General features: G+C 42.6%; 27 protein-coding genes. 8 read left to right on the top strand and 19 right to left on the bottom strand.

Going from position 1 to position 26,616, the window contains the following annotated elements; translation table 11 throughout:
- Positions 1 to 11: 11 nt before the first annotated feature.
- From F0251_RS03320 to F0251_RS03295, 6 genes are all read right to left on the bottom strand, one after another.
- Positions 12 to 1,070, bottom strand: coding sequence for a sensor histidine kinase (locus F0251_RS03320; RefSeq protein ID WP_116871098.1), 1,059 nt, complete (start codon positions 1,068 to 1,070; stop codon positions 12 to 14).
- Entirely contained in the window at positions 1,070 to 2,362 is a 1,293-nt protein-coding gene (locus F0251_RS03315) for a hypothetical protein (protein WP_171730316.1), read from the bottom strand. Before F0251_RS03315 ends, F0251_RS03320 begins: the two co-directional genes overlap by 1 nt.
- A 9-nt stretch (positions 2,363 to 2,371) precedes the next feature.
- The gene (locus F0251_RS03310; RefSeq protein ID WP_171730315.1) at positions 2,372 to 3,154 is read right to left on the bottom strand and encodes an outer membrane lipoprotein-sorting protein; all 783 of its coding nucleotides are present in this window, start codon (positions 3,152 to 3,154) and stop codon (positions 2,372 to 2,374) included.
- Complete coding sequence (locus tag F0251_RS03305) at positions 3,147 to 4,436, bottom strand: ABC transporter permease (protein ID WP_171730314.1); 1,290 nt, start codon at positions 4,434 to 4,436, stop codon at positions 3,147 to 3,149. Before F0251_RS03305 ends, F0251_RS03310 begins: the two co-directional genes overlap by 8 nt.
- Positions 4,424 to 5,122 (bottom strand): ABC transporter ATP-binding protein, encoded by a 699-nt coding sequence (locus tag F0251_RS03300; RefSeq protein ID WP_171730313.1) that lies wholly within the window; start codon positions 5,120 to 5,122, stop codon positions 4,424 to 4,426. The genes F0251_RS03305 and F0251_RS03300 overlap by 13 nt, the downstream gene beginning before the upstream one ends.
- Positions 5,123 to 5,188: 66 nt before the next feature.
- Entirely contained in the window at positions 5,189 to 5,863 is a 675-nt protein-coding gene (locus F0251_RS03295; protein ID WP_171730312.1) for a hypothetical protein, read from the bottom strand.
- Positions 5,864 to 6,386: 523 nt separating this feature from the next.
- Between F0251_RS03295 and F0251_RS03290 the strand changes: the two genes are divergently transcribed.
- Positions 6,387 to 7,196, top strand: coding sequence for a hypothetical protein (locus F0251_RS03290; protein WP_171730311.1), 810 nt, complete (start codon positions 6,387 to 6,389; stop codon positions 7,194 to 7,196).
- Between the two features lie 165 nt (positions 7,197 to 7,361).
- On the opposite strand, the gene F0251_RS03285 is transcribed toward F0251_RS03290, so the two are convergent.
- The 6 genes from F0251_RS03285 to F0251_RS03260 all read right to left on the bottom strand — a co-directional run bounded on the left by F0251_RS03285 (position 7,362) and on the right by F0251_RS03260 (position 13,487).
- Complete coding sequence (locus F0251_RS03285) at positions 7,362 to 8,831, bottom strand: S41 family peptidase (protein ID WP_116871104.1); 1,470 nt, start codon at positions 8,829 to 8,831, stop codon at positions 7,362 to 7,364.
- Between the two features lie 277 nt (positions 8,832 to 9,108).
- Positions 9,109 to 9,654 carry an OsmC family protein gene (locus tag F0251_RS03280; RefSeq protein ID WP_032498156.1) on the bottom strand — a complete coding sequence of 182 codons (546 nt, stop codon included), beginning with the start codon at positions 9,652 to 9,654 and terminating at the stop codon, positions 9,109 to 9,111.
- Positions 9,655 to 9,737: 83 nt separating this feature from the next.
- The gene (locus F0251_RS03275; protein ID WP_010647221.1) at positions 9,738 to 10,508 is read right to left on the bottom strand and encodes an SDR family NAD(P)-dependent oxidoreductase; all 771 of its coding nucleotides are present in this window, start codon (positions 10,506 to 10,508) and stop codon (positions 9,738 to 9,740) included.
- A 449-nt stretch (positions 10,509 to 10,957) separates the two neighbouring features.
- Positions 10,958 to 11,530, bottom strand: a complete 573-nt coding sequence (locus F0251_RS03270; protein WP_008216855.1) for a TetR/AcrR family transcriptional regulator — start codon at positions 11,528 to 11,530, stop codon at positions 10,958 to 10,960.
- A gap of 165 nt (positions 11,531 to 11,695) precedes the next feature.
- On the bottom strand, positions 11,696 to 12,571 hold the full coding sequence (locus F0251_RS03265) for an NAD(P)-dependent oxidoreductase (protein WP_171730310.1): 876 nt from the start codon (positions 12,569 to 12,571) through the stop codon (positions 11,696 to 11,698).
- Positions 12,572 to 12,587: 16 nt separating this feature from the next.
- Positions 12,588 to 13,487: a LysR family transcriptional regulator gene (locus F0251_RS03260; protein WP_171730309.1), complete on the bottom strand. Its 900-nt coding sequence runs from the start codon at positions 13,485 to 13,487 to the stop codon at positions 12,588 to 12,590.
- A gap of 84 nt (positions 13,488 to 13,571) precedes the next feature.
- Between F0251_RS03260 and F0251_RS03255 the strand changes: the two genes are divergently transcribed.
- Positions 13,572 to 13,802, top strand: a complete 231-nt coding sequence (locus F0251_RS03255) for a DUF2798 domain-containing protein (protein WP_081324508.1) — start codon at positions 13,572 to 13,574, stop codon at positions 13,800 to 13,802.
- Positions 13,803 to 13,931: 129 nt separating this feature from the next.
- On the opposite strand, the gene F0251_RS03250 is transcribed toward F0251_RS03255, so the two are convergent.
- The 6 genes from F0251_RS03250 to phhA all read right to left on the bottom strand — a co-directional run bounded on the left by F0251_RS03250 (position 13,932) and on the right by phhA (position 18,102).
- The gene (locus tag F0251_RS03250) at positions 13,932 to 14,648 is read right to left on the bottom strand and encodes a YebC/PmpR family DNA-binding transcriptional regulator (RefSeq protein WP_017072329.1); all 717 of its coding nucleotides are present in this window, start codon (positions 14,646 to 14,648) and stop codon (positions 13,932 to 13,934) included.
- Positions 14,649 to 14,744: 96 nt separating this feature from the next.
- Positions 14,745 to 14,954 carry a DUF3283 family protein gene (locus F0251_RS03245; RefSeq protein ID WP_004736949.1) on the bottom strand — a complete coding sequence of 70 codons (210 nt, stop codon included), beginning with the start codon at positions 14,952 to 14,954 and terminating at the stop codon, positions 14,745 to 14,747.
- A gap of 250 nt (positions 14,955 to 15,204) precedes the next feature.
- Complete coding sequence (locus F0251_RS03240) at positions 15,205 to 15,552, bottom strand: hypothetical protein (protein ID WP_171730308.1); 348 nt, start codon at positions 15,550 to 15,552, stop codon at positions 15,205 to 15,207.
- Between the two features lie 183 nt (positions 15,553 to 15,735).
- Entirely contained in the window at positions 15,736 to 16,836 is a 1,101-nt protein-coding gene (locus tag F0251_RS03235; RefSeq protein ID WP_171730307.1) for a Fic family protein, read from the bottom strand.
- A 143-nt stretch (positions 16,837 to 16,979) separates the two neighbouring features.
- Positions 16,980 to 17,318 carry a 4a-hydroxytetrahydrobiopterin dehydratase gene (locus tag F0251_RS03230; RefSeq protein WP_116871108.1) on the bottom strand — a complete coding sequence of 113 codons (339 nt, stop codon included), beginning with the start codon at positions 17,316 to 17,318 and terminating at the stop codon, positions 16,980 to 16,982.
- Positions 17,308 to 18,102 carry a phenylalanine 4-monooxygenase gene (gene phhA / locus F0251_RS03225; protein WP_171730306.1) on the bottom strand — a complete coding sequence of 265 codons (795 nt, stop codon included), beginning with the start codon at positions 18,100 to 18,102 and terminating at the stop codon, positions 17,308 to 17,310. The genes F0251_RS03230 and phhA overlap by 11 nt, the downstream gene beginning before the upstream one ends.
- 200 nt (positions 18,103 to 18,302) lie before the next feature.
- On the opposite strand from phhA, the gene F0251_RS03220 reads away from it, so the two are divergent.
- A complete protein-coding gene (locus F0251_RS03220) occupies positions 18,303 to 20,288 on the top strand; it encodes an acetoacetate--CoA ligase (protein ID WP_171730305.1) in 1,986 nt (661 codons plus the stop codon).
- A gap of 338 nt (positions 20,289 to 20,626) precedes the next feature.
- Here the strand turns inward: F0251_RS03220 and F0251_RS03215 are convergent, their stop codons facing one another.
- Positions 20,627 to 21,565, bottom strand: a complete 939-nt coding sequence (locus F0251_RS03215) for a LysR family transcriptional regulator (protein ID WP_171730304.1) — start codon at positions 21,563 to 21,565, stop codon at positions 20,627 to 20,629.
- 290 nt (positions 21,566 to 21,855) lie between these two features.
- Between F0251_RS03215 and F0251_RS03210 the strand changes: the two genes are divergently transcribed.
- The 5 genes from F0251_RS03210 to F0251_RS03190 are packed head-to-tail and all read left to right on the top strand — an operon-like array spanning position 21,856 to position 26,602.
- On the top strand, positions 21,856 to 22,341 hold the full coding sequence (locus tag F0251_RS03210) for a nucleoside 2-deoxyribosyltransferase (RefSeq protein ID WP_171730303.1): 486 nt from the start codon (positions 21,856 to 21,858) through the stop codon (positions 22,339 to 22,341).
- Positions 22,331 to 23,416, top strand: coding sequence for a thymidylate synthase (locus F0251_RS03205; RefSeq protein WP_171730302.1), 1,086 nt, complete (start codon positions 22,331 to 22,333; stop codon positions 23,414 to 23,416). The genes F0251_RS03210 and F0251_RS03205 overlap by 11 nt, the downstream gene beginning before the upstream one ends.
- Positions 23,417 to 23,431: 15 nt before the next feature.
- Entirely contained in the window at positions 23,432 to 24,670 is a 1,239-nt protein-coding gene (locus F0251_RS03200; protein ID WP_171730301.1) for an MFS transporter, read from the top strand.
- Positions 24,654 to 25,922, top strand: coding sequence for an ATP-grasp domain-containing protein (locus tag F0251_RS03195; RefSeq protein WP_171730300.1), 1,269 nt, complete (start codon positions 24,654 to 24,656; stop codon positions 25,920 to 25,922). Before F0251_RS03200 ends, F0251_RS03195 begins: the two co-directional genes overlap by 17 nt.
- Positions 25,919 to 26,602 (top strand): ATP-grasp domain-containing protein, encoded by a 684-nt coding sequence (locus F0251_RS03190; RefSeq protein ID WP_171730299.1) that lies wholly within the window; start codon positions 25,919 to 25,921, stop codon positions 26,600 to 26,602. Before F0251_RS03195 ends, F0251_RS03190 begins: the two co-directional genes overlap by 4 nt.
- Positions 26,603 to 26,616 lie beyond the last annotated feature (14 nt).

Raw genomic sequence — 26,616 nt, 5'->3', positions numbered from 1 at the left:
CTTAACAGTACTTAGAGTTTCAGATCTGCATTCTCGGAGCTAGTTTCGCTGATGAGCGGCAACAAGATAGTCGACACCACGCCACCAGTCGCTTGCTCTGTGATCGTCAGGCTCGCCTTATCTCCGTATAGGGTAGCAATACGCTGACGAATATTACTCAATCCAACACCATGGCCAGTAGCAATAGACGGTGCTGTTAGCCCCACGCCACTGTCTGATACTTCAATTTTCATCTGATCATCTTGTTGAACAATTCGGATATTGACTTCACCACCAGCAGCCTTGGGCTCGATGCCGTGTGTTAATGCATTCTCAACCAAAGGTTGAATCAAGAAAGGTGGAATCACTTGCTGAACGCTGATGTCATTGGTTTCAATCGAGAACGTTAAGCGCTCACCCAAACGTATCTTCTGGATATTGAGATACGCGTCTAGCAAATCGACCTCTTGAGCTATGTTCGATTGCTCAGTACGACTGTTCTTGAGGGTCACACGTAACAAGTCAGTCAGTTTTTCAAGCATCAACTTAGCTTTGGCGCTGTCACTCTCAATCAATACATTGATGGTCGCAAGAGTGTTGAACAAAAAGTGCGGCTCAATTTGGCTTTGCAGCTGCTTTAACTGGCTAAGTACGACCACCTTTTCTTGATCAGCTTGGCGACGCTTAGCCACCTCTAATTCATTATCGGCACGTAGCTGCTGCTCTCTTGTGTAGAAATAGTAATAACAAACGGAACAGAAGATCACACCAAGCAGCATCACAGACTTAAGATCGGAAAGGTTAGAGCCGAAAAAGCCGTTCAACCAATAGTGTGCATTCAAGGTACCAATGGTCATTGCAATCACCATTGATACCCCTACATCAAATGCCTTTGATTTCCTTTTGAATAGTTCAACCAACACAAACGAAGAGCCAACTGCGCTGTAGCCAAAGCCGAAGCTGATGGCCAAGTTGAGCGTAAACCCGCCTCCCCAAATCGTATTGGTTGTAATTGCAATAAGAACGCAAAATAGCGTAGTGAACGCGAAGCTTTTAATCCATGAAAAGCGACTGTTTGAAGAAGTGTCCATTAAAATCGTCCTTTGATATTTAAAAGAATCATATGACTATCCGGTAAGTTGGCGTAAGCAGAATCACTTTTACCGCCTAGAAAGCGTGCAGCAAGTTCCAATTCCAACGATGAATCACCATTATCGAAAGCCTGATAATTAAGCCACTGCGTAGCAATAAAGCCACCGTCCTGTGGAGACAGCATGACATCAAATGTAGGCGTAATATCTTCAAGCCAGCCATGTGCCGAGTCCAAAGACCAGTGAAACATGAGATTGTGTTGAACCAAATTAGCGTGTTGATAACCTTGAGCATAAGAGCCCGCCAACGATGTTGTCATGGGATTAAGAGATAAAGATTCCGCATTCACTAAAGCACTTTGCCACTCAGAATCACTCCAAGCGTGGCTATCAAACCAGTATTCCAGTACCACATTGTGGCCCGTCTCGTTGGCCCATGTCAGTCCGACTAAGGCTTGGTAAGCCTCGCCCTGCTCTTGTAGATAAACCGGTTCAAGCAGTGAGTTGGGCTGGCTGTAACCCAAACTTTGTCGCTGATAAACCAACGAACCGTGAAACTCCCACGCGAGGTTTAATACCGACACCAAGCTTGCTCCAAACAAACCGTGGCGTACATCGTCGTAATAAGCGACCCATTGATATTCGTGATCGCCTACTAAATTGTAACGACGTAAGCCAACCCCTTGTTGCTGATTCTGCTTTTCGAATTGATTCACATCTTGGGAAGTCCATGATGAATCGCTGTAAAGCAGTGTCCATTCGCCCGTCATATCGAACAATGACGCTGAAGCCACACCTGCGCCCTCTTCTGCGACAATGCCCACTGGATTTTGTCGGTAAGGTTTGATGATGTCTAAAGGTCGGTAGCCATAACCAACGCCCCAATCTAAGCGAACCTTGCCGAGCGTGACATCGAGGTAGTGATCACCGAACGCTGAATTAGACAGTTCAACACCACCTTGCCAAAACAACTCGCGTACAATGAATTCCGATTCAAAGCTCGCGTCTTGGTCTTGAGGAGCATTAGTCAAAATGTCATTGGCTTTCACTGCAAAAAGGCCCAGCCAATTGCCATATCCAACTTCAAGATCCAGCAAGCCATTGAGTGACTGACGGTTGTCAGATTCGAAAGGGCTAAATGGCGATTCTCGCGATTCAACAGCTTCAGCACTCAGTTGCCAGTCCCACGCTAGGCTCAGATCGTCCGCTTGAGTCGTATTACTCATACAAGGCAGCACAAGGAAAGTAACGATTAAAGGCTTGATGTGGAATCGACGACTAGAAGCTTTCATGGCACCCACCTAAAGCCCAGACACACTATTACGTGATAAGTAAGCAGGGTTGTAGTATTTGTCCGCTAAAGCTTGTTCGCTTACCTCGCGGTACTCAATCACGGTTTTCTTACTTGGTTGAATCTTATCGAGCAAAGTCATCGAAACTACACTTGGCAAGCCATCTCGCACGCCTTCAGTAAACCAAGCTTGCTTGGCTAACTTACCTGAACGCAGATACAGATCCGCTTTAACAGGAAACGCTCGGTCTGCCGTTAACCACAAATCAATTGATTGATAGCTGGCACCCTTGGTTTTCGCCGTTAGCTTTAGATGATAAGTATCGAGTGTCTCGCCAGTCGACCTCTCAACCTGTTGCTCGGCAACCCACTTACCTTGGTAATCTTCGCTCCAAGTGAGCGTCGAAATGTCCCCTACCGAAGCTTCGCCAAGCAATTTTTGCATCGGGGTGATACGAATTGGACGGCGAGATTTCGGCATCAGTAACCAATAGTTGTCCTCTATCATCAGCATCTTTTGACCCGCCTCGACCGCCGACTTGAACACAACCAGCGACTCTCGGTTTGGTCTTGTGTAGACGTTGTATTCGCGGGTTTTGTCTAGTTGCTCGTCTTGATATAGCGTGACCAGAGACACCACTTTCGACGCCTGTTCGCTGTTCAAACGGTAGCTGTCTGCCTTAGCAATCATCTCGGTAACTTGCTGTGAATCGATAGCCCAGCTTGGTGCTGATACTAGAGCCAAGGCCAACGCAGAACCTAAAACAGTGAGTGAACGAGTAAATTTATACATAAACCAGCGCCTCCGTGATTGGCTTATTTACGCCTTTGCGAGCAGAGAAATAAGCAGCCAGCAAACAGATCGTCAGCACACCCAAAGTAGCGTAACCAACCAATTCCAATGAGAAATAAATATTGAGTGGGTAACCTTCGGTTCGCCCCGGAGGTGGTGGCATTTGCACATCAATCACCAGCAATAACACCGACACTAAACCACTCACTAATGCGCCTATCGCACTGCCAATCACCGCCAGTAAGCCCGCCTCTTTTAGAAAACCCGCCACGATTTCAGATGGGTAACTGCCGAGTGCCGATAAGGTGCCGATTTCACGAGTACGTTCCGTCACCGACATGGTCATGGTGTTGAACAGCGACACAAACACGACCAATGCCATCACTGCCCCCATGATGCCGAAGATACGATCGTAAAGGTCTTTAACCTTGGTGTAGAAAAAGGCGCGATCTTGCCATGGGGTGATCTCAATCTCTGAGCCTTGTTGATCAACTTGCTTATCCAAAGCCAATTGGATGCGTTGTTGAACCGTCGAAGTCTTATTGGTTTCAAAAAGAAATACCGACAAGGTGCTGACTTTATCTGACGCTAAAAGCTCTTGTGCGGTGGTGATGTGTACGTACAACTGACGTTTGTCCAACTCAGGCACACCAGTCGAATAGATACCCTGCACCTTAAAATCAAAGGCATTCAATGCACCATCACTGGTGGTAGCAAGCAGTGTGACCCAATCACCAACGGCCACTTTGAGATTGCGAGCAAGGTCAGTTCCGAGCATCACTTGTGGCTCTTGGCTGTCGTATCTTGGTGATTTCACATCAGATAGGGTTTGACCGCTGCGCACATCAAGGAAAGGTCCTTTCATGTCAAACTCGCGCTCATTAACACCTGTTCCCATAAAGATGGTCGACTTGCTTCCGTTAGACACCAAACCACTAAAGTAAACTCGTGGCTGCACACCACGTACGTCGCTATCGCCAATAATGCTCTTAGTGAGCGCTTTAACATTATCTAAACCATTACTCAGCGGCATATCTTCGTCTTGTTCAAAGTAACCTGGCGTGCTCAATGTAAGGTGACCAGTATCTCGCGCGGTTGATTCTCTCAAAGATTCGTAGGTGTAAAGTCCATAACCGCCCGCGCTAGTCAACGCAAACACGGCAATCGCGATGATCAACACCGAAAGCAGACTACGTCGGCCATTTCTCAATAGATTGAGCCACGCCAAACGCACCGAAGTTGGAATTAAAACGGATCTAAAGCCTTGCGTTAACTTGCCCATGAGATCGCCTCCATTGCTTCGACTTGTGATGACAGTTGTCCATCGATAAGTTCAATCACTCGGTCACAGCGCTGCGCCATCCTTGGGTCGTGCGTTGCGACGATAAATGTGGTACCCATCTCATGACCGAGCTCTTTCATAATGTCGATCACCAAGTTGGCTGTGTAGCTGTCTAAGCTGGCAGTCGGCTCATCGGCAATCACTAGGCTTGGGCTGTGGACCAATGCTCTGGCTATCGCGACACGTTGCTGCTGACCGCCTGAAAGGTTATCTGGGCGGTGATGGATGTACTCCCCTAGCCCAACACGCTCTAATATATCTTGGGCTCTGGTCTGCTGTTCTTGCTTCGTGCATTGGTTCAACATCAACGGGTAAGAGACGTTCTCAAGCGCAGTCATCACAGGAACCAGGTTGAAGCGCTGAAACACAAAACCCAACGACTGGCGGCGAAAACGCGCAGCAGCAATCTGCTCTGTTGGATACGCTTTGCCAGCAATATTTATCTCACCTCGATAGTCCATATCCAACAAACCAAGAATATTCAAAAGTGTACTTTTCCCCGATCCCGACGGGCCGCACAGTGCCACCATTTCACCACGTCTGATCTGCCCATCAACTCCCTTGAGTGCGTCTACACTTTGTCCACCCGTGAGATATGACTTGCCGATTTTTTTAAATTCAATCATCCCGTTTTCCTCTGATTACTAACCAACTATTCAGCTTCCATGCCCTTTATTTCGCTTTCGCAACTATTACTTGGCTTTCACTATTAGGGCCTTCGCAGTTATCGTTTCGATGTTGTCGGCATCAGCCATTTCCATGTGTTTTAACCAAGTTTGTGCTTGCGTTAAGTCTTCAGCACGAATCGAAGCGGTAATTGCGTAGCGATAAATCCATGAGGTTGCTGAGAAGTGCTGTTGTTGAAATTCATCTTCCGAGAGTAGCGAGAGAAACAGGTCGTAACCGCGATCAAAGTGGTTAAACATGTCAGGTAGAGAGGTGTAAGTCACCGCGGCCATGGCGCGAGTCAGGTAAGAATCTGGTAGCCCTTGAACACGAGGTTGCACATGAATGGGTTGGTCTTCGTCTTTAAGCTGCCCCAATGATTTATCTATGGTCGATAAGCCCTTTTCGACATACTTCATCTTATTCCAAGGTAAGAACGCATCACGCCCCATTAAGGTTTCTGTGCTGCCTAGATAAACCAAAGTCAGTGGTGTCGCGCCGTCTTGTTGCAGCGTGTCATTGAGGCGCTCATAAGCCACCTCGACCAGCTCTTCATTGCCTTGCGCGGCTTGGTTGTAAATATCCAGCACATCTGAACTTGGATTAGCTAGCGCCAGCGTAGGAGCGATTGAAGCTAACCCAATTAAAAGTGAACGACGAAACAGAGCAGTAAATGAGTTTGAAGTGTTTGAAGCAGTCATGATGTGTAATCCCTTTCAAATGTTGACGTTGAAAGGTTAACCACAAACTGTCACGCCGTTTTATCAATGCGACGAATGGTAATAATGAGGAGTGAATGGTTGAGTGAAGGCGTGAGTGGGGAAGTTAGAGGTAGGAGTAATTACCCTTTTCTGCAAAGAAAGATTCAAGTTTAGTCACCATCATGCTGCACTGTTTGTTAACTGGCCATTTCAATTAACCCAAATAATTTAGCCCTTTATAAAGCTAGTTAGAACAATTTAAGAGACTTTAGTACATACTTTAACCAGCCAAATGATAACCCACAAGAATGATAGATAACCTCGACTTATTTATTGTGGTATTAGCTTGATTTCATAACCAATACTGATGTAGGGTACGAACCGAAAATGAGTCATTATAAGTTATTGATTTAAATAAACAAAAAACCGGAAGGTTATTTAATCAATGCTTTAATAGCGACAATTCATGTACGTCGGTCGTTCTGACCAATGGCTAGTTTTATAACAATTCAATGAGAACAAAATGAATTTAATTAACAAATCAGTTATCGCAGCTATCACCAGTGCATTAGTAATGACATCAACTCAGTCAATGGCTAGCAGCGGCTGTTACTTTGGAGAAACCGATGGCTCTCAGTGGTTAGAAAGTGTCATCGAGCCAAATAAACCACTCCTTATTAACTACAACACCAGTGCATGGAATGAAATCGAAAAGTTTGATTTTGACTTCGGCTACGACAAGATTGAAAATCCACGAGGCTTTTCAGTTGAGGTTCTGTTGGCTAACCACACTACAGAAGCAATGTCGATTTCAGGTATCCTTGAGGGAGAGAGTGGAGCAAGCGGCGGTTCGAATAACGCTGGTAGAATTGAACTTCACATGAATCTAAACAGTGACCGTTATTTTTCACGTTTAGTTGACGGAAAGCTGAATCTTGGCTTAGGTCGCACAGGTTCAAATGAAACCATCGAAGTAATCAAAGTAACAGCAAGATTCTGCGGTTTACCTGTTCAAGAAGGTGTCGCTGTTAGCGCGTCTGATCACAATATTCTTGTAGGCAACGCTCAGCCTCTATCACATTTTATTGATGCGGATACGACGTATCGAGTTTCGGCGACGGGAAGCGCAACCGATGAAAACGGAAATGCTATCACCGCAGTATCGATCAACTACATTGATTCTCGAAATTCTGAAAATTCGACGCTTCAAGTGAATACAGGTGAAGAGTTCTACCTTCATTCAAATGGTAAGGTATCTCTGTATTACGCAACAGAATCAAGTCAAAACACCGGTGGCCACACTGTCAAATTTGAGCGTGTTAACCTAGATTAGTCTCTAGCTAAAACCTGATTAAGAGCACTATGTGTACCGAACGACTCGGGTATACATAACCATCGATAGGCTTGTCTGGATTTATACAAGCCATACAAAAATAGCCGCTAATCAGCGGCTATTTTTCGTTATCCAAGTGACACTCTAACTAAGCACTCGTTAGCCTTAATAAAGTAATGACAATGCTTTTTCGAGCGCAACATCTCGGCCTTGCTGACGATCTTCTAACACAAAGTTTCTAACCACGTGATCTGGCTGTACCCCTGTGACTTCATGGTTTTCAAGGTCGCGATTCTTATAATATAAATTACTTAATGAATACTCCCAGCCATTAGGCAGCATTCTGCCAAACGCATCTGAGGTGGCGCCTGATGTCGATTCACCAACGATGGTCACGTGAGGGAGCGTCTTCATCGCCGATGCGAATGTCTCTGCTGCACTAACCGTTCCAAAAGAGCTCAAAAGTACAATCGGTTTTGTATATGAAATACCATCGCTCGGAGTCATCGTGACATCGACATCATGACTGAATTCACCTTTGAAGTAAGAGCTAACATGCCAAGCTAACTGCTGCTCTTCAATCAAATGCTGCAATAACCATAGACCTTGCATATCAAGCCCACCCTCATTTTCACGGATATCGATAATCAACGACTGGGTATCATTAAGCTGCGTTAAAATTTTAGTCACTAATTCTTCAAACTGACGATGAGCTTTATCTGTGTTTCGTTTAGGAGTCTCTGTTATTAAACCTTCATCGATATAGCTCATGAAGTCGCCAATTCTTAAGTATCCAGTCGGTATGCCCTTATTATCAATGATGCCCCAGTTAAGACGATGTTCCTTGCTCTCACGAGAAGCTCGTTTTTTAAAACCTTCCTGTTCATGTTCAAACAAATACTTCATGATATTGAGCGTAATTTTATCCTTCTGACTGGTTATGTAGCTTTCTTTTTCTGATTCAGGAATATTTAACTGGTCAGCTTCCAACTCCAATTGTTGTTCCAAGGTGGCTTTATTGCTATACCATATCTGCAACTCTTTTGAAGGGATAGAAATAGAACTATGATCATCCTTTAAGTGACGCAGTATTTCATCGAATACATTAATTAACTGTTCGTCGTCTGCACCGTATAAGTCATCATAATATTTATCATAAACCTCATCCCAGTCAATGTTACGTTCATCAAAAAAGGCATAGTGGTTGTTCATATCTTGCCAATATATATCGAACATCGATTGAGCATCAAAATCAAAGTAACCATCGCGAACCATAGAGTGGCCAAGACCTTCAGTACATACATCATTGATATTGCTAACTAAAGTATAAGTAAAAGGTCTAGGTCGAAGAATATTAAGAATCAATTGATTATCTTGACGAATGGAATGCTGTTTTATCGCTTCATAACTCAACTCTGTGCCATAACTCAGAGAGTTAGACACTTCATAACAAGTGCTATTAACCACTTGTATTGTTCTTGTAGTCTCATTTTCGATAACTTTAATTTCGCCGTCTCGTTGGCTAAACCAAACCCCATTAATATCATGGGTCTGGTCTTTTTTAACTTGTTCGCTATGACATGCGAATGAGCCTTGAATTAAAGCAAGTGTCATCACATATTTAAGAGGTTTCATTTTATTACTCCACTATACTGAAGTTAAAAATGATAAATTAATTTAATGATAATCAGTGTAGGTATATGTATATTTTATGTAACTAAGCCTATTACATCATTAATTAGAATGAAATAAATTAACATTATCAAATTTAAAGAAACCTAATTTAAACCTGACTAATTTAGAGGGTTTAGAATAAAAAAGAGCCTATATTAAAATATAGGCTCAAAGCAGTGGCAGTGCATAAATTAAAAAAGGTTTCTATATTTTTAGCTAATTAAATAAAATCGTTTAATTAAGCCACAATCGCTGATACTTTAACGGCATCACTGATTGTTCGGTAATTCGGAGAGAATTGTTGGACCCCAGCAATAACTTCATCGTAATCAGCTTGAGTACCATCACCTTGAACTTCAAACTGAAATTGGATCTCTTCGAAGCCAACCGGAGCTTCTTCTGCTACATTCAAGAACCCACGAAGATCCAAAGCACCTTTGATGGTCAACTTTACAGACTCTAAACGAATGCCGCGGGCACTGGCGCCTGCAACAAAACCAACCATCATACAGCCAGCCATGCCACCCAACAGGTAATCTTGTGGCGTAGGGTATGCGTTATTGCCAAGAAGCTCTTCTGGTTCCCCCACGTCGAAAGTAAAATCTTTAACGATTTCTGTTCCACCTACCTTTTGGTTCAACGTGCGAATTTCGCTATGAACACCGCCTTTCCATTCAGCAACAATGCCGTATTCAGATACCGCTTGTGTTGCATCATCAGTAATAACTTTCGTATAAGCTGATAGGTCTTCTAAGTTAAGGCCATTTAATGGTGCATTACTCATGTTAAATCCTTTAATTATTTCTTGTTTATAGTGATTAATATTCATGTAGTGCCTCCCACACCGCGTGGAAGGCGACAAGTAATTTAGTTTCGACCCGCCATCACGCCGCCATCGACATTTAGAATCGTGCCCGTTACCCAAGAAGACTTATTCGATAGTAGATATTCAATCGCGTCAGCAACATCGTCTGTAGAACCAATTCGACCGATTGGGTGGAAATCGTTAAAGCCTTGTAGTGCAGATTCAATCTCATCTTCAGCGATGAATGACTTATAAATTGTCGACATCACGACTGCTGGAGCCACAGCGTTTACACGTACACCGTGGTCGCCTAGTTCAATGGCCAGGTTTTTTGTCAGTGCATGTAGTGCCGCTTTCTGCATAGAGTAAGCTGAAGAAGGCGTTGCTTTAATTGCTTGATGTGCCCACATAGAACCGATGTTTACAATTGCGCCACCACCGTGTTGTTTCATATTTTTCGCAACGGCTTGTGTAATGAAGAAGAAAGCACGGTTCATATCTAACTGAAGGTCGTAATCTTGCTCAGAATGCTCAAGGAAATCGACAGGTTTGAAGAAACCAGCCGCATTCACCAAGTAGCCAATGTGACGTTTTTCTGCATTTAACTGTTCAATAAAGCTTTGAACAGCAGAAGGGTCGTATAAATCAACCTGAGCAGTTTCAACATGACCATTCGTGGTTGATTCCAGATCCAATTTTGCTTCAGCAAGATTCTGTTTGTCATGAGAGAGAATCATTACAGGCACACCAGACTTAAGCAGTCGCTCTGCTGTTGCTTTACCCATACCAGAAGAACCGCCAACAATTAGTGCAATAGAAGATGTGTTAAACATAATGAAATCCTTAATTCAAAACCTACCTACTAGTAGATAGGTTAATTATTCAAAAAAATGGAGGAGTAGTAGAGACCATCTCCTCGTCAGTGGGTGTACTTTAAGATCGGATCGGTTTCACGTCAACAAATTCATCTACCTACTGATAGGTAGGTAAAGTGCAATCCAATAAAAATTCTTATTTATCAGATATATATATGATTAAATTATTTTATAAAAATGAGTGTCAGTCTCATAAAAAGTGTCTACAACACCATTTAGTGAGTCATATCCATTACGAATTTTGTCCAATGATCAGTTTTTAGACATAAAAAAAGCGAGGGCTAAGCCTCGCTTTCAAAACTACAATCTCTTTTGGGTTGCACTACGTCCAACATATCTACAGCGCGATGACAATGTCTCCTACAAAGCCGATTGCTATACCGCGCCGTATCAATCTGAGCGATAAACTATGACGCCTTCAGAATGTTTAAACAGCTGGCTTTCACCGAACGGATATAGTCTGTGTCCTTGAATTGAGACAGTAAAATCCCCCCCTCCAAGGCGACAAAAATTAGCCTCGCAGCTTGAGTCGCTTCTAATCCAGAACGGAAATGTCCACTCGCAATCCCCTGCTCTATGCTTTTACGAATAAAGTCTTCATTGATTTGAACAAATTTAGACAATAGGCTTTCCAAACCATCCGCCAAAAAATAGAAGTCAGAAGCATACATACCACATAGACACAGTTTGTTGTTCTCGCGCACATCAACAAAAATGTCGGCTAACGCTTCAATTTTACCTTCTGCAGAGATGTCTTGACTCTCGATCCGCTTTAACGCTACTTCGTAATTAACAAGGTAACGTTCAAATACCGTTTGAGCCAGGTCTTGTTTCGTTTTGAAATGATAATGGATACTCGCAGTCTTTATCCCAAGCTCATTTTGAATGTCGCGAAAACTGAAGCCATTAAAACCTCGGCTTTGCATATAACTTTCAGCTAAATCGACGATCTTTTCTGCCGTTGGATTAAGTTCTTTCATATTAATTCCACCTATATTTGGGGGGAATATAGCATAATTCACAGGCATCGCCTATCTATCAGTAGGTATGGAATTCCAAGAGGTGTAAAGTTCGAGTGTGGGTGGGCAAAAAATAGCCACTGATTAGCGGCTATTTTTAGTTATCTAAACGAAGTTTCTTTCTTTCTAATTCTTTGTCTCTTCAACCACAGCTTTCATCAATACAGAGGTATCCATGCGGCCTTCACCTTGTGCAGACAGAGCCTTGTATGCGTTGTTGGTCTTCTCCGTCAATGGAAGTTGAATGCCTTGGCGCTCAGCTTCATCTAGGCAGAAACCTAAGTCTTTGATCATCCAGTCAATGGCGAAGCCGAAATCAAACTTGTCTTGCGCCATTGTCGTAGCGCGGTTTTCCATCTGCCACGAACCAGCAGCGCCGTTTTTAAGGCAATCAACCAGAGTTGGGATATCCAAGCCTGATTTCTCAGCAAGCACTAAGCCTTCAGATAAGCCGTTCAACACACCCGCGATGCAGATCTGGTTAACCATTTTCGCGCGTTGGCCTTGGCCTACTTTACCCATCAGAACTGACGATTTACCGTAAGCTTCAAATACAGGTTGAAGGTCGTTGAATAGCTCTTGCTCACCACCACACATGATAGTTAGCACACCGTTTTCTGCGCCTGCTTGACCACCAGATACTGGTGCATCCACAAAGCGAACACCTGCTTGCTTCGCAGCTACTTCAAGCTCTTCGGCAAGGATTGCAGAGGTTGTCGTGTGATCAACAAGAATCGCGTTTGGCTTCATCGCGGCCAATGCACCTGTTTCGCTGGTTGTCATGCTGCGTACGTCATCATCGTTACCCACACAAACCAACACAACATCAGCTTCTGCCACACACTCAGCAACGCTCTCAGCGGCTTTACCTTGGTGTTTTTCAGCCCAGTCCAATGCTTTGCTGTGAGTACGGTTAAATACCGTTACCTCGAAACCGGCTTTGACTAGGTGTCCTGCCATTGGGAAACCCATAACGCCTAACCCGATAAAACTTACTTTCATTTCTTTCTCCTTTTGTTTAACTCAGCTCATCGCTATGGAACGACTGAACGCTTTTAATTAACGCCTCAATAAGCAGAGTTAAAGCCTTCGGCTGATATTTTCTTTCTTTGTACACTAAATACGCTTGGCGATCACCCCGATGGTACTCAGGGAGCACTTGAACCAGATTCATTTCCGGATACACATGACGAAAAGGCAGCGAAGCGATACCCAGCCCCTTTTGCGCTGCCGCCGCGACCGCATGAATATCGTTCACAATAAACTTGGGTTTGATCGTCACCATCTGTTCCAAGTGACCCGCTTTGTAGAGCGGCATATCAAACACATCATCAACGTTAATCCAGTCTTGATGTTCGAGATCTTCCGGTTTAACGATCGGCCCACGCGAATCTAAATAGGCTTGGCTCGCAAAAAAGCCATGTTTCGCTCTAAACAATGGTCGAGCGATCATGCCGTCCATGTCGGAAATCTGAAATGTGATCAACAAATCGCGATCGGTTTGAGGCACAACTTGCTGCTGGCTCAAAATCAGATTGAGCTGCACATTTGGATATTGAGTAAGGTATTGCTCGACAGTCGGGCGAAGAAAACCACTATAGAAATTATGAGGCACGGCGAGTTTTATCTTGCCTTGAATAGCGTCGCGCTCTTCAAGCAGGCTACTAAAGCCTTGATGAAGGGACTCCATACCACTGCTCAGCGCTGCAAAGGCCGCCTCACCATCTTTCGTCGCTACAAGCTCCCTGCCCTTCTTTTCTAGCAAGCGGATGCTCAAACGCTCTTCTAAAGCGGTTAACCGGCGTGACATGGTCGACACAGGCAGTTGAAGCCGCTTCGATGCCGACAGCAACGAGCCCTCTTCAACCACAGTACAAAACAGGAATAGATCGTCAATGTTTCCGAATATGGAATTCATACTTCTATTTATGCCTATTTTTCTCATTAATGGATAGTTGTAACCTTATCTCATCAGTTACAGAAAATCACGGGAGAAACATATATGAGCAAAAAACAATTTTGGGTAACCGCGATTTTATCCTCCCTCACCATGGCAACCATCATGTCTGGGTTAATTTCTGGCTATAAGATGGGATTCAGCCACGATTGGCCGCCAATCTGGTTACAAAGCTTCTTTCTTGCTTGGCCGTGTGCCATTGTGCTGAACCTGACAGTGCTCCCTTTGGTTCGAAAGCTATCTGAGTGGATTTGTCGCCCGCGCACGCTTTGCTAATCAGTGCTGTATAAACGGGCTCTTTGGTGGCAAAAATACGGAACGATGATCAAGGCTTGATCAATACTAAAAGCATAAAAAAACCGAGCACTAGGCTCGGTTTTTTATTAACTGTTGTCACTGTAAAAATTACAGCTCAGCGTTGTGGTAAACCTGCTGAACATCATCACAGTCGTCAAGCATGTCTAAGAACTTCTGGAACTTCTCAGAATCTTCTTCCGCTACCGGCGTCATAGTTTGAGGAACGAAAGTGATTTCCTCAACATCTAGAACTAGCTCAGGGAACGCGTTAGTTAGTGCAGTCTTCGTTTTGAAGAACTCAGTTGTTGGAGCGAATACAGTGATTACACCATCTTCTAGCTCAACGTCTGTTACGTCTACGTCGTCCATCATTAGTGTTTCTAGGATGATCTCGTCGTCTTCACCTTTGAACTGGAATACAGCTTGGTGAGCGAACATGTGAGAAACAGAACCTTCAACACCGATTTTCGCGCCAGTTTTAACGAAACATTGGCGAACGTCTTGGAAAGTACGGTTGCCGTTGTCAGTTAGACAGTCAACGATTACGCTTGTGCCGCCTGGGCCAAAGCCTTCGTAACGAGCTGGAGCGTAGTCTTCACCACCGCCGCCGTTTGCTTTGTCGATCGCTTTGTCGATAACGTGTGCAGGAACTTGGTCTTTCTTCGCTTTAGCAATAAGGTGCTTTAGCGACAGGTTCATATCTGGATCTGAACCACCATTCTTCGCACACATGTAAATTTCTTTACCGTATTTGGAATAAACTTTAATTTTTGCGCCAGCAGTTTTAGCCATTGAGGCTTTGCGCACTTCAAAACTTCTTCCCATCGGGATCTTCTCTCTGATTCAATTAACGGGGCAAATTCTAGCAAATTACTGTGTCATTTCAATTCTACAGCTTTGCTGAGCAAGGTTTGTCTGCGGTTATGCGACGCCCATTACTCGTTTGTATTTTTCTACAGACTGTTCAAACCACGCCTTTTCATCTGGGTCACCGAGCTTCATTGCTTCTTCAACAATGGCTTCAGGGCCACATTTAGCCTGCTTCAATTTCCATACTAGAAACGATGCCTGCTTATCCAGTTCGATTTTGTTTTTCTCGCTGGGTGGAAGGAGTGAAAGGTTGATAGACATTAGTCGCCTTCGTCTGTAATACACTTGGCCGAGAAATATATCATAGAGCAGCCTCATAAAACCAATACTATGAGTAGTAGAAAGGATTTATGAGACAAGAAACCAAGCAAGTCGCTGATGCAGGTCAAGCTAGGTTTGGAAAGTGCGTTTGGGTAAAGAGGCCATAACAATATAAAAAGTAGGGGGGAATGTTATCTTTGTATGGTCAATGGTTCGCATTTTTAGAAAGACAGCAGCATAACTAACACGCTTACTCTACATTACTAAAAGCTTGGCAAGGGAGGTCTAAAGGAACTTCAAAAGTTACTCTATGAGCAATATTTGATTCATCTAAGTTTTTAATACCGCCTCCGATAGAGAAAACTGATAATTTGGCTTTTGCGCTAGCATCAACATCAGTGCTTTCTTTTACTTGGATTGCTATATCAAATTTAATAGTTTGCTTTGGCGGCTTTTCAGGGTGTACATCAAAAACAGCATCAATAAACGTTGCATGAGGATTAACAGTGCCACCTAACGAAGACACCTCTTGAGCAGCATCATTCACGCCTTTTACTATCTGCACTAACGTTTCTTTAATATATTCATCTAACTGCATAATTTAACTCGAATAATCACGCTTATCAAAGTATCCATAATACCAATATAGAACATCCGTTGCATAACATTATTCTTTTGATATTTATAGATTTCTCACACACGAAATTGAAAGCGGAGCAGAGTTATGTGGTCGCTAATAGGCAGGTCGAACTAGCCCTGAGATGCATCAGAGGCCTAAACCCTACTCCGGCAAAAGATAGCGGGTGCTTCTGCCACCAGAACCAGATTTAACTAAGCAGCCATTCTCAGTCAAAGCGGTCAAATGACGTGTTGCAGTGGCACTACTCACCTTCGCTACCTTTTTATATTGACTAGCATTGATACCTTCAGAAAAATCACCATCAAGCATTCTATTAAGCACTTTCACTTGCTCTACAGTAAGCTTAGTTTGATCTACACTTCGCCAATAATTGGTCTTATAAACGGTTTGGTCGACCTCAGAAAAAACTCCTGTAAACGTCTCGTCTAATGTATCTAAAAACCACATCAACCAATCGCTGATATCGAGTCCCCCTTTCTGGGTTCGCTCCAATATCTCGTAATAATGTTTGCGATTAGCAAGTATCCCCACCGACATCGCATAGAAACGTACCGATTGCTTCTCTGCTTGTGCTAACGCCAAGTCGGTCAACAATCGAGTAATACGACCATTACCATCATCTAGCGGGTGTAAGGTGATAAACCAAAGGTGAGTTATCGCAGCTCTAAGTAAGGGATCGAGTGTAGCGTCGGTAAGTGAATCATTAAACCATGTGATAAATGTATCTAGCTCAACATCAAGAATGTCTCGGCTAGGCGCTTCAAAGTGCACGGTTGGACGGTCAATTCTTCCTGATACCACTTGCATCGGAGCGTCACCTCGTAGCTGACCTCCAACTACAGGGTTAAACATGGTGTAGCCTTGAGGAAACAGTCTATCGTGCCAATGTAAGATCCTATCAAGCGCTAGTGGCTCTGTTAGGTTCTGCACCGCATCCAACATAATTTCAGCTAGGCCATCGGTTTGTTCTGTCGTAGGAAAAGGTCGCTCTTCACTCACGCCAAGTTTGTTGGCTAAAGAAGAACGAACAGAGAAGGCATTCAGCTTTTCTCCTTCTATCGCACTGGAGTGGACAATGTTCGCTAGCAAAGTATCGAGCATTGTTTGCGTTTGGTCTGCAGATTGAGAGGTAATCTTGCCCAATAAAATGCCCTGATTAAGCCGAACTTCTCTTAACCTCACGCCTATTCTCTGATTATCCCAAACAAAGTTTGGCCAATTATCTTGCTGCCAAATCCACATATTACGCCCCATGATGCGAAAATATCACTTATTCAAATCACATTATGAGGTGTTTAAGGTCATTATTCAAATCACAAAGTGAGCCGAATAATGGGATATTCAAATCATTGAGGCTGGAGAAGTACTTCTCCAGCCCAGAAAGACTATTCACTCACCGAGAACACATCGCAGCGTGAGGCACAGATGAAGTCATTTTTGTGCAGGCCTTTGATTGAGTGGCTCCACCAAGTGACGGTGACTTTGCCCCACTCCAACAAGATAGAAGGATGATGGAACTCTTCTTCTGCCAACTCTGACACTTTGTTGCTGAATGCCCATGCTTGCTTGTAGTTTTTAAATTTGTACACCTTCTCAAGCTGCGGAATGCCGTCTCTTTCCATGATTTGCCAGTCAGACAACTCCAACAAAAGAGACTGCTGCTCATCTTTACTCAGGGCAATCGCGTCAATACTGCAGGCTTCGCATTTTAATTCATTCAACATGTGTCGGTTCCTTGGGTTCAAAAAGTGGTGGTAGTAACCCCGCTTCAATTGCGAGATCAGCTTGCTGTAACAGGTTTTCTTGACTGATTTGAAATAGCTCAGCCAGATCATTAATCACATAATATTTCGGTTGCATGATGTCGATGCGATAAGGGGTTCTTAGCACCGTTTGTAAATCGAAACGCTCACGAACGGCCATATCTCCTTCCAACGCATAGTTAGTTTCTGCTGGAGAAGAGAGAATGCCGCCGCCGTAGATTTTCAATCTATCGCCCTCTTTTACTAAACCGAACTCAACCGTAAACCAATACAAACGGGCAAGGTAACCTCGCTGTTTAGAGGTGGCTGCTTGGCCTAGCTTTCCATATTGCTCAGTGAAAGCGGCAAAATCAGGGTTAGTGAGCATGGCACAGTGACCAAAAATTTCATGAAAGAAATCTGGTTCTTGTAGGTAATCAAACTCGTCTCGCGTTCTCAAAAATGTTGCTACAGGGAATCGCTTATTAGCGAGCAAATCAAAGAAACGGTCGAAATCGATCAACGCAGGTACGGGCTGTACTTGCCAACCTGTTGTTTCCTTTAGAACTTTGTTTATCTCAGGGAGTTGAGGGACTCTGTCTAATGGCAGATCAAGCAGCGTCAATCCATGCAAATAAGCTTCACATGCGTGATCATCAATGACGTCCAGTTGCCTTTTCACCAAGTCGTGCCAAATGGCGTCTTCTTCGAGGCTCCACTCAACCCATCCCTCTTGGCTCACGGGCTTAGAATGATATTGAGTCATTACGTACCTCCTTTCGAATGTCTCCCTTTAAGCCTATCCCCACTCATTGTAAGCACCAAATTTACGCTATTTTTCGAAACAGTCCTTTATGTAACATTTTATTTACATAAATATATCAAAGCCTTATTTCCCTGATCTTTTGACTTTGTAAAACCTTCATACCAGACTGAAATCGTTAAGTTTTTGTTAAAGGTAAAGGAATGTACGAAAGCAACAAGCCAGTTTGGCAGCCAAGCGATCAGCGTATCGCTGATGCCAACTTAACCCGATTTATCGACAACCTTAATCTGTCTGATTTAAACCTAGATAGAGGCATACAAAGCTACGCCGAACTCCATCAATGGTCGGTGGATCAGCCTGAGTCGTTTTGGCAAAACGTGTGGCAGTTTTGTGGAGTGGTTGGCTCGCAAGGGGATGACATCAAAACGCAAGGTGAGAGCCGCTGGCAGCAACCTAAATCCAATCGTGATGCAGCTTGGTTTCCGAATGCGCAAGTAAACTACGCCGAGAACTTGCTGCGCTTGGCGCAAACCATGCCTGACGAGCACGCAATTTGGTTTGAGAATGAGCGTGGTGAGCAGCAGAGCTACACATGGAAAGCCCTATGTGAGGCTGTGTCCAACGTTCAGCAATGGCTTGTTGATAGCGGCGTAAGGCAAGGTGATGTGGTTGCTGCGTATACGCCCTACCTACCACAAACCGTGATAGCCATGCTCGCAACCACCAGCTTAGGGGCGACTTGGACGTCAACCTCGCCTGATTTTGGCGTTGAGAGTGTGATTGAGCGTTTTGGCCAAGTGAAACCCAAGGTGCTATTCACCTGCGATGGTTACACTTTCAATGGTAAAACATTTGATATAGCAGACAAAAACAGCGCCATCATTGAGCATCTCAGCGAGCTAAAACAGGTGTGTCAGATCGGCTATTTAAAAAAGAATGATTTTGAGCATGACGTGTCGCTGCAAAGCTGGAACAACATCATCAATCATTACCAGCCACAACCTGTTCGATTTGTGCGTATCGGCTTCAATGATCCGCTGTTTGTGCTCTACTCTTCTGGAACCACAGGTAAGCCAAAGTGCATAGTGCACTCTGTTGGCGGCACCATCATCAACCACCTAAAAGAGCATCAACTGCACAGCGATGTTAAGCCGAACGATCGCGTTTTTTACTACACCACCTGTGGTTGGATGATGTGGAACTGGCATGTTTCTGCGCTTGCCAGCGGTGCTTGTTTGGTGATCTTTGATGGCAGCCCTGTTTACCCGCAACCCAATGTGCTATGGGACTTGGCACAGCGCGCCGAAGTGTCGCTGTTTGGTACATCGGCCAAGTATTTAGAAGCGATTGAGAAGGCAGAGCTCTCACCTATCGACAGTCATTCTCTACCTTATTTAAGAACACTGTGCTCAACGGGGTCTGTACTTTACCCAGAGCAATTTGATTACGTTTACAAACACATCAAACAAGATCTGCATTTGGCGTCTATCTCTGGCGGCACGGATATTTGCGGATGCTTTGTGTTAGGTAATCCTATCTCGCCGGTGTATCGCGGCGAATGCCAACAGGCAGGGCTTGGCGTCGACATTAAGGTGTTCAATTCAACGGGCCATAAAGTCGATCACGAACGTGGTGAACTTATGTGCACGAATTCTCTCCCAAACTTCCCTGTTGGCTTCTGGAATGACACAGGTGAGCGCTATCACAGCACTTATTGGGACAGGTTCGAAAACGTATGGCATCACGGTGACGAAGTCGCACAGAGCGCGCATGGCGGTTATCTGTTCTACGGGCGAGGTGACACTACGCTCAACCCTGGAGGTGTGCGTATTGGTACTGCTGAGATCTACCAACAAGTGAACACCATTGAGGGCATCATAGATTCCATCGCCGTCGGTAAAGATGTCGACCGCAATGAGCAAATCTGGTTGTTCGTTCAACTGCAGCAAGGTGTGGTTCTAAATGAAACACTATTGGCAGCCATTAAGCACAAGCTCAAATCCTCTTGTTCACCAAGGCATGTACCAAGCCAAATTTTTACTATCAGCGACGTGCCAAAAACACGTTCAGGAAAACTGGTAGAGCTGGCAGTGAAACAGGTGGTAAATGGCAAACCCGTTGAGAACATCGGTGCTATAGCCAATGCGGATGTGCTCGATGAGATCAAGCGTGTGATTTCGCTTTAAACTTGAAACAAAAAAGCCCTCCACGAATGAACATCGTGGAAGGCTTTTCGTCTTTATATTGGTCACATTTAACAAGGATAGTCAGGGTGTATCTGCCTTTTTAACTCAAAGTGAAGCCGTTTTAACAGATTGCCCCAAATAATTCAGCTTCGTTCCAATTAAGAAAATGTACTCGCAATTCACTTTTGTAGTTGATATTTAAATTTTTTTCTAAGGCCAATAACTCTAACTATGTGGCTAAGTTCGCTAGTCCATCTCTTTGGTGATATCGCTAACTTTACTCTGTGTCCAAACTCTTTAAGCGAATCAGTATTTTAAGATTACCGAACCACTAAAAATCAACAGCCAACGTTTGCTTTGTCTGTGTCAGGTATATTAAGGGATAGCATTTCATTATCACGGATTCTTTGGTTCACAAAATCAACAAATGATCTAACCTTGGGTAATAAGTGGCGGTTTGATGGCCAGATTAAAGATAGGTTACCAAGGGGCTGCATACAATCAGTCAATATAGGCTCTAAATGATTAAGCTCTAACGATGGTTTGGCAACATAGACTGGTAGGTGCGCAATACCAAATCCGTCTAGGGCAGCTTGGAGGCCAGCGTGAGTATTATTGAAAACAAGAGTTCGCGGAAGTTCCAAATTAAAATTTTGAGGCTTGAATGCCCACTGAGCAATGCGGCCATTTGAAGGATATTTAAAATGAATACAGGAATGGTGTAGTAAATCGTGAGGTGTTTTAGGTTTTCCATGCTTCTTAAAATAGGCATGACTGCCACATACGACAAAATGTTGCTCACCGATTTTATAGCCTATTAAGCGGGAATCCCTCAGTTCTCCAATTCGAACAGCGACATCAATCCCTTCTCCGATAATATCAATGACCCTATCCTCAAAATCTATATCTAATTCTACTTCTGGATACGTCCTCAAATACTCAACCAGCATTGGTTGTAAAAGAGAATGCCCGAAAATTTGTGGAACACTAACTCTCAATCGACCTTTGGGGGTTGAGCGAGAAGCTGTGATCATAGCCCTAGCATCAACTAAGTCGTTAAGAATTATCTTGCATCTCTTATAATAAACATTCCCTTCGTTAGTCATGCTTATACTTCTAGTCGTTCTGTGAAATAAACGAACCCCCAACTCTTCTTCAAGCCTTGTAATACTTTTAGAAACTGCCGATGCTGAGACTCCTAATACTCTGCCAGCTTCCGCGTAACTACAAAGCTCTGCCGCATGAACAAAGGAAGCAATTCCTTTCAAACTTTCCATATTTAAACTCTATTAAGGATTTTTTTTCATTAGTGTAAAGCCAGTTAGTTATATTTACAAATAATAAAATGGTAAGTATTCTCGCTCGAAATGAAAATTAACTATGGATGCTAAAATTAGAATCAACTAATACTTATAATAAGAGACACTCATACTATATAAACTAAAGGATTATCTCTCTTTAGTTTAATTTATTAACTATGAATTTTAATTTCTAAAAAATTCAATAAATAATATTAATATGCTAATTATCATTAAAGCGTAGTGGTAACTATATTTTAAGGTTCAAGATGAATAATGTTGGTCACACTCTAACTAAGAGTATAGGTAAAAAAGATACTGTAATTTATTTTGCTGGTTCAATTCGTGCGGGGAGAGACGATGTATCGGTTTATGCTGAAATAATTAGCCAGCTAAAAGCGTATGGAACCGTAATCACAGAACATGTTGGCGATTACAAACTTTCAGATGGAGGTCAATCATTTTTGACCGATAAATTTATCCATGATCGTGATCTTCAATGGCTAAGACAATCAAATATTGTTGTTGCTGAGGTAACAACACCAAGTCTTGGCGTAGGCTATGAAATTGCTACAGCAATTCAATGGCGAATTCCTGTAATCACTTTATATCGTCAAGGGGAGAGAGCTGTGTCCGCGATGATTTCAGGTAGTGATAACTGTAAGCACTTTGAGTATTCAACTATCTCAGAAGCAAAAGACTTTGTTGCAGATGTATTTTCACAAATTGGCTTAAAGGTGTGTCATGAATCGTAATATAACTTCTGCATTAATCAGCACATTGAAAAACATCCTGACTAATGGTCAAACAGTAGGATCTCGAGATCAAGAGCAAACAGAGGTTCTGGCAACTCTTACCAAAATAGAAAAACCTGCAGAGCGTTTTCTTGTTGTACCAGGGAGAAACAACAATGTATTTGCTCAAGTAGCTGAAACATTGTGGGTTTTAGGTGGTCGCAGTGACCTTGATTTTTTACAAAATTATTTGCCTAGGGCAAGTGATTTCTCAGACGATGGCGAAACATGGCGAGCGGCGTATGGACCTCGTTTGCGTAAGTGGAATGGGAATACCGACCAGTTTGAAGGGGTGATTAAGCGACTTAAAGAAGACCCTGTAACCAAACGAGCTGTAATGAACATCTTTGACCCATCGAGTGATTATAGAGAAACCAAAGATGTCCCTTGTAATAACTGGCTGCATTTCATACAAAGAAATGGTTACTTAGATCTTAATGTTGCTGTAAGAGCGAATGATGCAATTTGGGGCTTCAGCGGAATTAATTTCTTCGAATGGAGTGTTCTACATGAGTTAGTAGCAACAACAATGGGGTGGCGTGTAGGTACATTATCTTGGTTTGTCGGTACTTTTCATATTTACAATCGACACTTCAACACAGCATCGAAACTTGCTCATATTGAAAACCCTAAAAGCATGTATGAGTGTGGAGTGGGTCACACAAATATTACAACAACATTACATGATTTGGATAGTGTCTTAGATATGGTATTTGAATCTGAAAAATACTCTAAAACCGGCAACTTCAATAAGTCATTAGAAATTGAGAAGAAGATCAATGACAAATTCTTTTGTAACTCTGCAAAGTTTTTAAAAATCTTCAATGCTTTGAAACTAGGTGTAGACCAGGAGATCATCAAATCATTTGTAAATGAACTGGCTGGTGATGATTTCAAAATTGCTGCAATTGAGTACCTTAGCAGAAAATGGAAATGCACAGAATATCTCTATGAAATTCATAATATTTCGCCTGAGTTTTATTATGCTTTCAAACAAATGCAAGAACAAACAACTGAATTTGAAATGATAATATAAAAAATGAGTCTCAGCATGAATAAAACATTTAATGTATCCATCCCTAATTTAGGTCATTCTAAGCTATTCGTTACATCTGCAATTTTGAATGCTACAGGTGGCGGCTTAGTAATGGCTTTTATGTTACTTTACTTCAGTGAAGTGACTGATATTAGCCTTTCAGTAATTGGTGTTTCAATCACAATTGGTAGGGTTCTATCATCTATTTTCCCTATGTTTATAGGTCGTTGGCTAGATGATTATGGGCCTAAAAACATTTCTATACTTGGTGACTTTATTACAGGCATTGGCTTTCTTATATGTATTTATGCTAGAGATCCTTTTCTCATTATCGTTTCCCAATTTTTCATCCAAGCTGGCTCGCATAGTTACTGGACATGCAGTAGAGGGCTAGTAACTTTAGCATCTAGTGGAAAAGGAATTCATACTTGGTTTGGACTAATTTCTTCAATAAGAAATGTAGGCCTTGGAACTGGTACTTTAATAAGTTCTATAGCTTTCACAAGTGATTCTTTAGATAGGCTACATCTCCTTATTTTGGCCTCATCAATACTTTACTTTATCTCATGTGTAGTTTTATATATGTGGAAACCAAATGAGGTTGAAGTAAAAGTAAGTACTTCAATTAATTCAAAGGCAGAGAGGAAAAATTTTCTAACTGTTTTAAGTGATGAGTTATACCGAAGCCTGTTACTAATTAACTTTGGGTTTGTTTTGTCTGCGATGGTGATTCCTATTGTAATCGTATTGTATTGCACAAAATACTTAGGTTTACCTGCAGCATTTGGGGGTGGCCTAGTAATACTAAATACAGTAATTGTCATATTATGCAGTACTCATGTAGCTTTTTGGACCAAGTCTAATGACAAAGTTTATAATTTGAAAAAGTCATTTGTTATAAATGTACTTTCATTTGTATTGTTTTGGTGCGCTAGTTTATTTGTTGATAATACTATTATCATAGGTCTTATTCTTATATTTGCGATGATTGTTTATACAGTGGCTGAAATGATTTCTTCACCAGCCATCAACGTTTTGAGTATAGAGTTAGCTCCCAGTGTGGATAATGGTAATTATATGGCTGCGTTCCAAATGACTTGGTCTATTGGTATGGCAGTTACGCCTGCACTTTTTGGTTGGTTAATGGATGTTGGCACGCATTTTATGTGGGGAACGGTAATTTTCTTAATGATTGTTATTTGGGCTATTGGGTTCAAAAAATTCAAGGTAGGTGAATATGTCTATTCAAACTAAATTTACACAACGTTCTATTCTAATAATCGAGCCGATGGGAGCTGGTGGAGAACTTCTACTAAAAGCAGTTAAAGAAGGTGGGTTTAAATCAATTGTTGCAACTACAGAGGAGGTTTACTCCAATTATCTACAACACTTAACAGACCTTATTGATATTGTTGTTTTTGTTGACTTTTCAGAAGGACCCTCAGCAGTGAATTGTCTCGTTGCAAAAGGAAAAGAATATACCGTATCGGGGGTTGTTGTCGCATGGGAGTTCTTGACAGATGTTGCAGCTGAAGTTGCATACGAGCTTAACTTACCAGGACCAGATGTTGCTTTAGCTAAAGCTAGGAGAAATAAATTTGTAATGCAAGAAGTTCTAGGTGATGCAGGATGTCGTATCCCAAAACTAATTGCCAAGCTGAGTCGTGGAAATCAACTTACCGAACTTCATCATGAGGAGTTAAATTACCCAGTAGTTGTAAAACCGGCTGAAAATGCTGCGTCATTTGGTGTGAGCGTTGTTAGTAACTATTGTGACTTTCCAATGGCTATTAAAAATGCGGGTCAATGGACGCATGAGTACCCTCATGGAATCCCTTTTAGTGATGAAATATTGGTTCAGGAGTATATACCAGGTAATGAATTTAGTGTTGAAGCTGTCTCTATCAACGGTAAGTTTTGCCCTTGGGGTGTAACTATGAAGTTTACAACAACTGGAAGTGCACGTGCTGAAACTGGTCATATATTCCCAGCTCCAATACCTAAAGATTTACAACAAAAGATCCTTTCTCTAGCCGAAAAAGCAACAAGAGCTCTAGGGGTTTCAAATGGTATAAGCCACACAGAGATTAAACTGGATAAAAATGGTGAGCCTACAGTCCTAGAAAGCTGCCCTCGCCCAGCCGGTGATTACATACCAAAACTAGTAGCACTAGCAACCAATGAAAACCCACTTTTGGTTTACGTGAAACAATCTGCCGGATGCCTTGACGTTAATTTTTCTCCCGCAAGACCAATAAGATATGTTGGAATAAGTTTTTTAAGACCGAACAAAGAAGGTACATTAAAAAAAGTTACAATGTGCAATAAGTTAACTTCGGGGGAAATATTAGAATCTCGTGTTACGGTAAATTATGAGGCACTGGTTAGCCCTGGCTCTACAAATATCGAACGTATTGGCTGGGCGATTATGGCATCAAATGAATCAAGCGGTATAACTGTCGCGATGGATGAGTTCATTGCGAATACAGAGGTTTGCATAGCATGAACGAAAAATCGAGCTTATGTGTAAGATCACTGGATGTATCTCAAGGTACCCCTTTTCTTCAAGAAGCATGGGATAAGATAAAACAAGCAAACCCTATGTCCGACTTTCTACTACTAGACCAACCTTTAACTGAAAGCGTTAGTCTTAAAGGTGCTGCAACGGATACTGCGTGTGTGTTGAATACTCAGTACAATCAAGTGGTATCCTGGTCCATACCAAACGAGCGTACCATTGAAGATATAACCAGTTTCAATACAAAGTCGAGTATACCCGGCCCATTAAATGCTGTTTATAGGCTATCTGATAAACGAGCAACAAAGGTATTGTTCGAACAGTATGACTTGCCAACTCCTTCTTGGGAAATTCTAGATAGAGAGTTTACGAGAGGCGAATTAATAAAGGGCAATGAGCGTGTTGAATTAGAATGCAGACTCTTAAATCACCTGTCATTTCCGCTAGTTGTTAAACCATTATGGAATTGCATGGGGCATGGTGTAGAGGTCATCTTTAATGAGGAAGATTTGTCGGTAGAGTTGAGTAAGAATGGGAACCAGTCAATTCTTGTTGAGAAGTTCATTGATGGCGACCTCGGTTGCATAGAAATAATTGGAAAACCAGGTTCTTACTTTTTTCAACCGCCATGCCTTACGGGTCACAGTAAGGGGGGGGGCGATTTCTAACTTTGATACAATCA

Origin of the sequence: Vibrio sp. 070316B, from assembly GCF_013114115.1 — a bacterium.
Classification (GTDB): domain Bacteria; phylum Pseudomonadota; class Gammaproteobacteria; order Enterobacterales; family Vibrionaceae; genus Vibrio; species Vibrio chagasii_B.
The sequence above is the reverse complement of the archived record's forward strand: the minus strand, read 5'-3'. Positions and strand labels throughout refer to the sequence as shown.

Coding starts and splice junctions, on each gene's coding strand:
- F0251_RS03320 (WP_116871098.1), bottom strand. CDS start 1,070: ATGGACACTTCTTCAAACAGTCGCTTTTCATGGATTAAAAGCTTCGCG.
- F0251_RS03315 (WP_171730316.1), bottom strand. CDS start 2,362: ATGAAAGCTTCTAGTCGTCGATTCCACATCAAGCCTTTAATCGTTACT.
- F0251_RS03310 (WP_171730315.1), bottom strand. CDS start 3,154: ATGTATAAATTTACTCGTTCACTCACTGTTTTAGGTTCTGCGTTGGCC.
- F0251_RS03305 (WP_171730314.1), bottom strand. CDS start 4,436: ATGGGCAAGTTAACGCAAGGCTTTAGATCCGTTTTAATTCCAACTTCG.
- F0251_RS03300 (WP_171730313.1), bottom strand. CDS start 5,122: ATGATTGAATTTAAAAAAATCGGCAAGTCATATCTCACGGGTGGACAA.
- F0251_RS03295 (WP_171730312.1), bottom strand. CDS start 5,863: ATGACTGCTTCAAACACTTCAAACTCATTTACTGCTCTGTTTCGTCGT.
- F0251_RS03290 (WP_171730311.1), top strand. CDS start 6,387: ATGAATTTAATTAACAAATCAGTTATCGCAGCTATCACCAGTGCATTA.
- F0251_RS03285 (WP_116871104.1), bottom strand. CDS start 8,831: ATGAAACCTCTTAAATATGTGATGACACTTGCTTTAATTCAAGGCTCA.
- F0251_RS03280 (WP_032498156.1), bottom strand. CDS start 9,654: ATGAGTAATGCACCATTAAATGGCCTTAACTTAGAAGACCTATCAGCT.
- F0251_RS03275 (WP_010647221.1), bottom strand. CDS start 10,508: ATGTTTAACACATCTTCTATTGCACTAATTGTTGGCGGTTCTTCTGGT.
- F0251_RS03270 (WP_008216855.1), bottom strand. CDS start 11,530: ATGAAAGAACTTAATCCAACGGCAGAAAAGATCGTCGATTTAGCTGAA.
- F0251_RS03265 (WP_171730310.1), bottom strand. CDS start 12,571: ATGAAAGTAAGTTTTATCGGGTTAGGCGTTATGGGTTTCCCAATGGCA.
- F0251_RS03260 (WP_171730309.1), bottom strand. CDS start 13,487: ATGAATTCCATATTCGGAAACATTGACGATCTATTCCTGTTTTGTACT.
- F0251_RS03255 (WP_081324508.1), top strand. CDS start 13,572: ATGAGCAAAAAACAATTTTGGGTAACCGCGATTTTATCCTCCCTCACC.
- F0251_RS03250 (WP_017072329.1), bottom strand. CDS start 14,648: ATGGGAAGAAGTTTTGAAGTGCGCAAAGCCTCAATGGCTAAAACTGCT.
- F0251_RS03245 (WP_004736949.1), bottom strand. CDS start 14,954: ATGTCTATCAACCTTTCACTCCTTCCACCCAGCGAGAAAAACAAAATC.
- F0251_RS03240 (WP_171730308.1), bottom strand. CDS start 15,552: ATGCAGTTAGATGAATATATTAAAGAAACGTTAGTGCAGATAGTAAAA.
- F0251_RS03235 (WP_171730307.1), bottom strand. CDS start 16,836: ATGTGGATTTGGCAGCAAGATAATTGGCCAAACTTTGTTTGGGATAAT.
- F0251_RS03230 (WP_116871108.1), bottom strand. CDS start 17,318: ATGTTGAATGAATTAAAATGCGAAGCCTGCAGTATTGACGCGATTGCC.
- phhA (WP_171730306.1), bottom strand. CDS start 18,102: ATGACTCAATATCATTCTAAGCCCGTGAGCCAAGAGGGATGGGTTGAG.
- F0251_RS03220 (WP_171730305.1), top strand. CDS start 18,303: ATGTACGAAAGCAACAAGCCAGTTTGGCAGCCAAGCGATCAGCGTATC.
- F0251_RS03215 (WP_171730304.1), bottom strand. CDS start 21,565: ATGGAAAGTTTGAAAGGAATTGCTTCCTTTGTTCATGCGGCAGAGCTT.
- F0251_RS03210 (WP_171730303.1), top strand. CDS start 21,856: ATGAATAATGTTGGTCACACTCTAACTAAGAGTATAGGTAAAAAAGAT.
- F0251_RS03205 (WP_171730302.1), top strand. CDS start 22,331: ATGAATCGTAATATAACTTCTGCATTAATCAGCACATTGAAAAACATC.
- F0251_RS03200 (WP_171730301.1), top strand. CDS start 23,432: ATGAATAAAACATTTAATGTATCCATCCCTAATTTAGGTCATTCTAAG.
- F0251_RS03195 (WP_171730300.1), top strand. CDS start 24,654: ATGTCTATTCAAACTAAATTTACACAACGTTCTATTCTAATAATCGAG.
- F0251_RS03190 (WP_171730299.1), top strand. CDS start 25,919: ATGAACGAAAAATCGAGCTTATGTGTAAGATCACTGGATGTATCTCAA.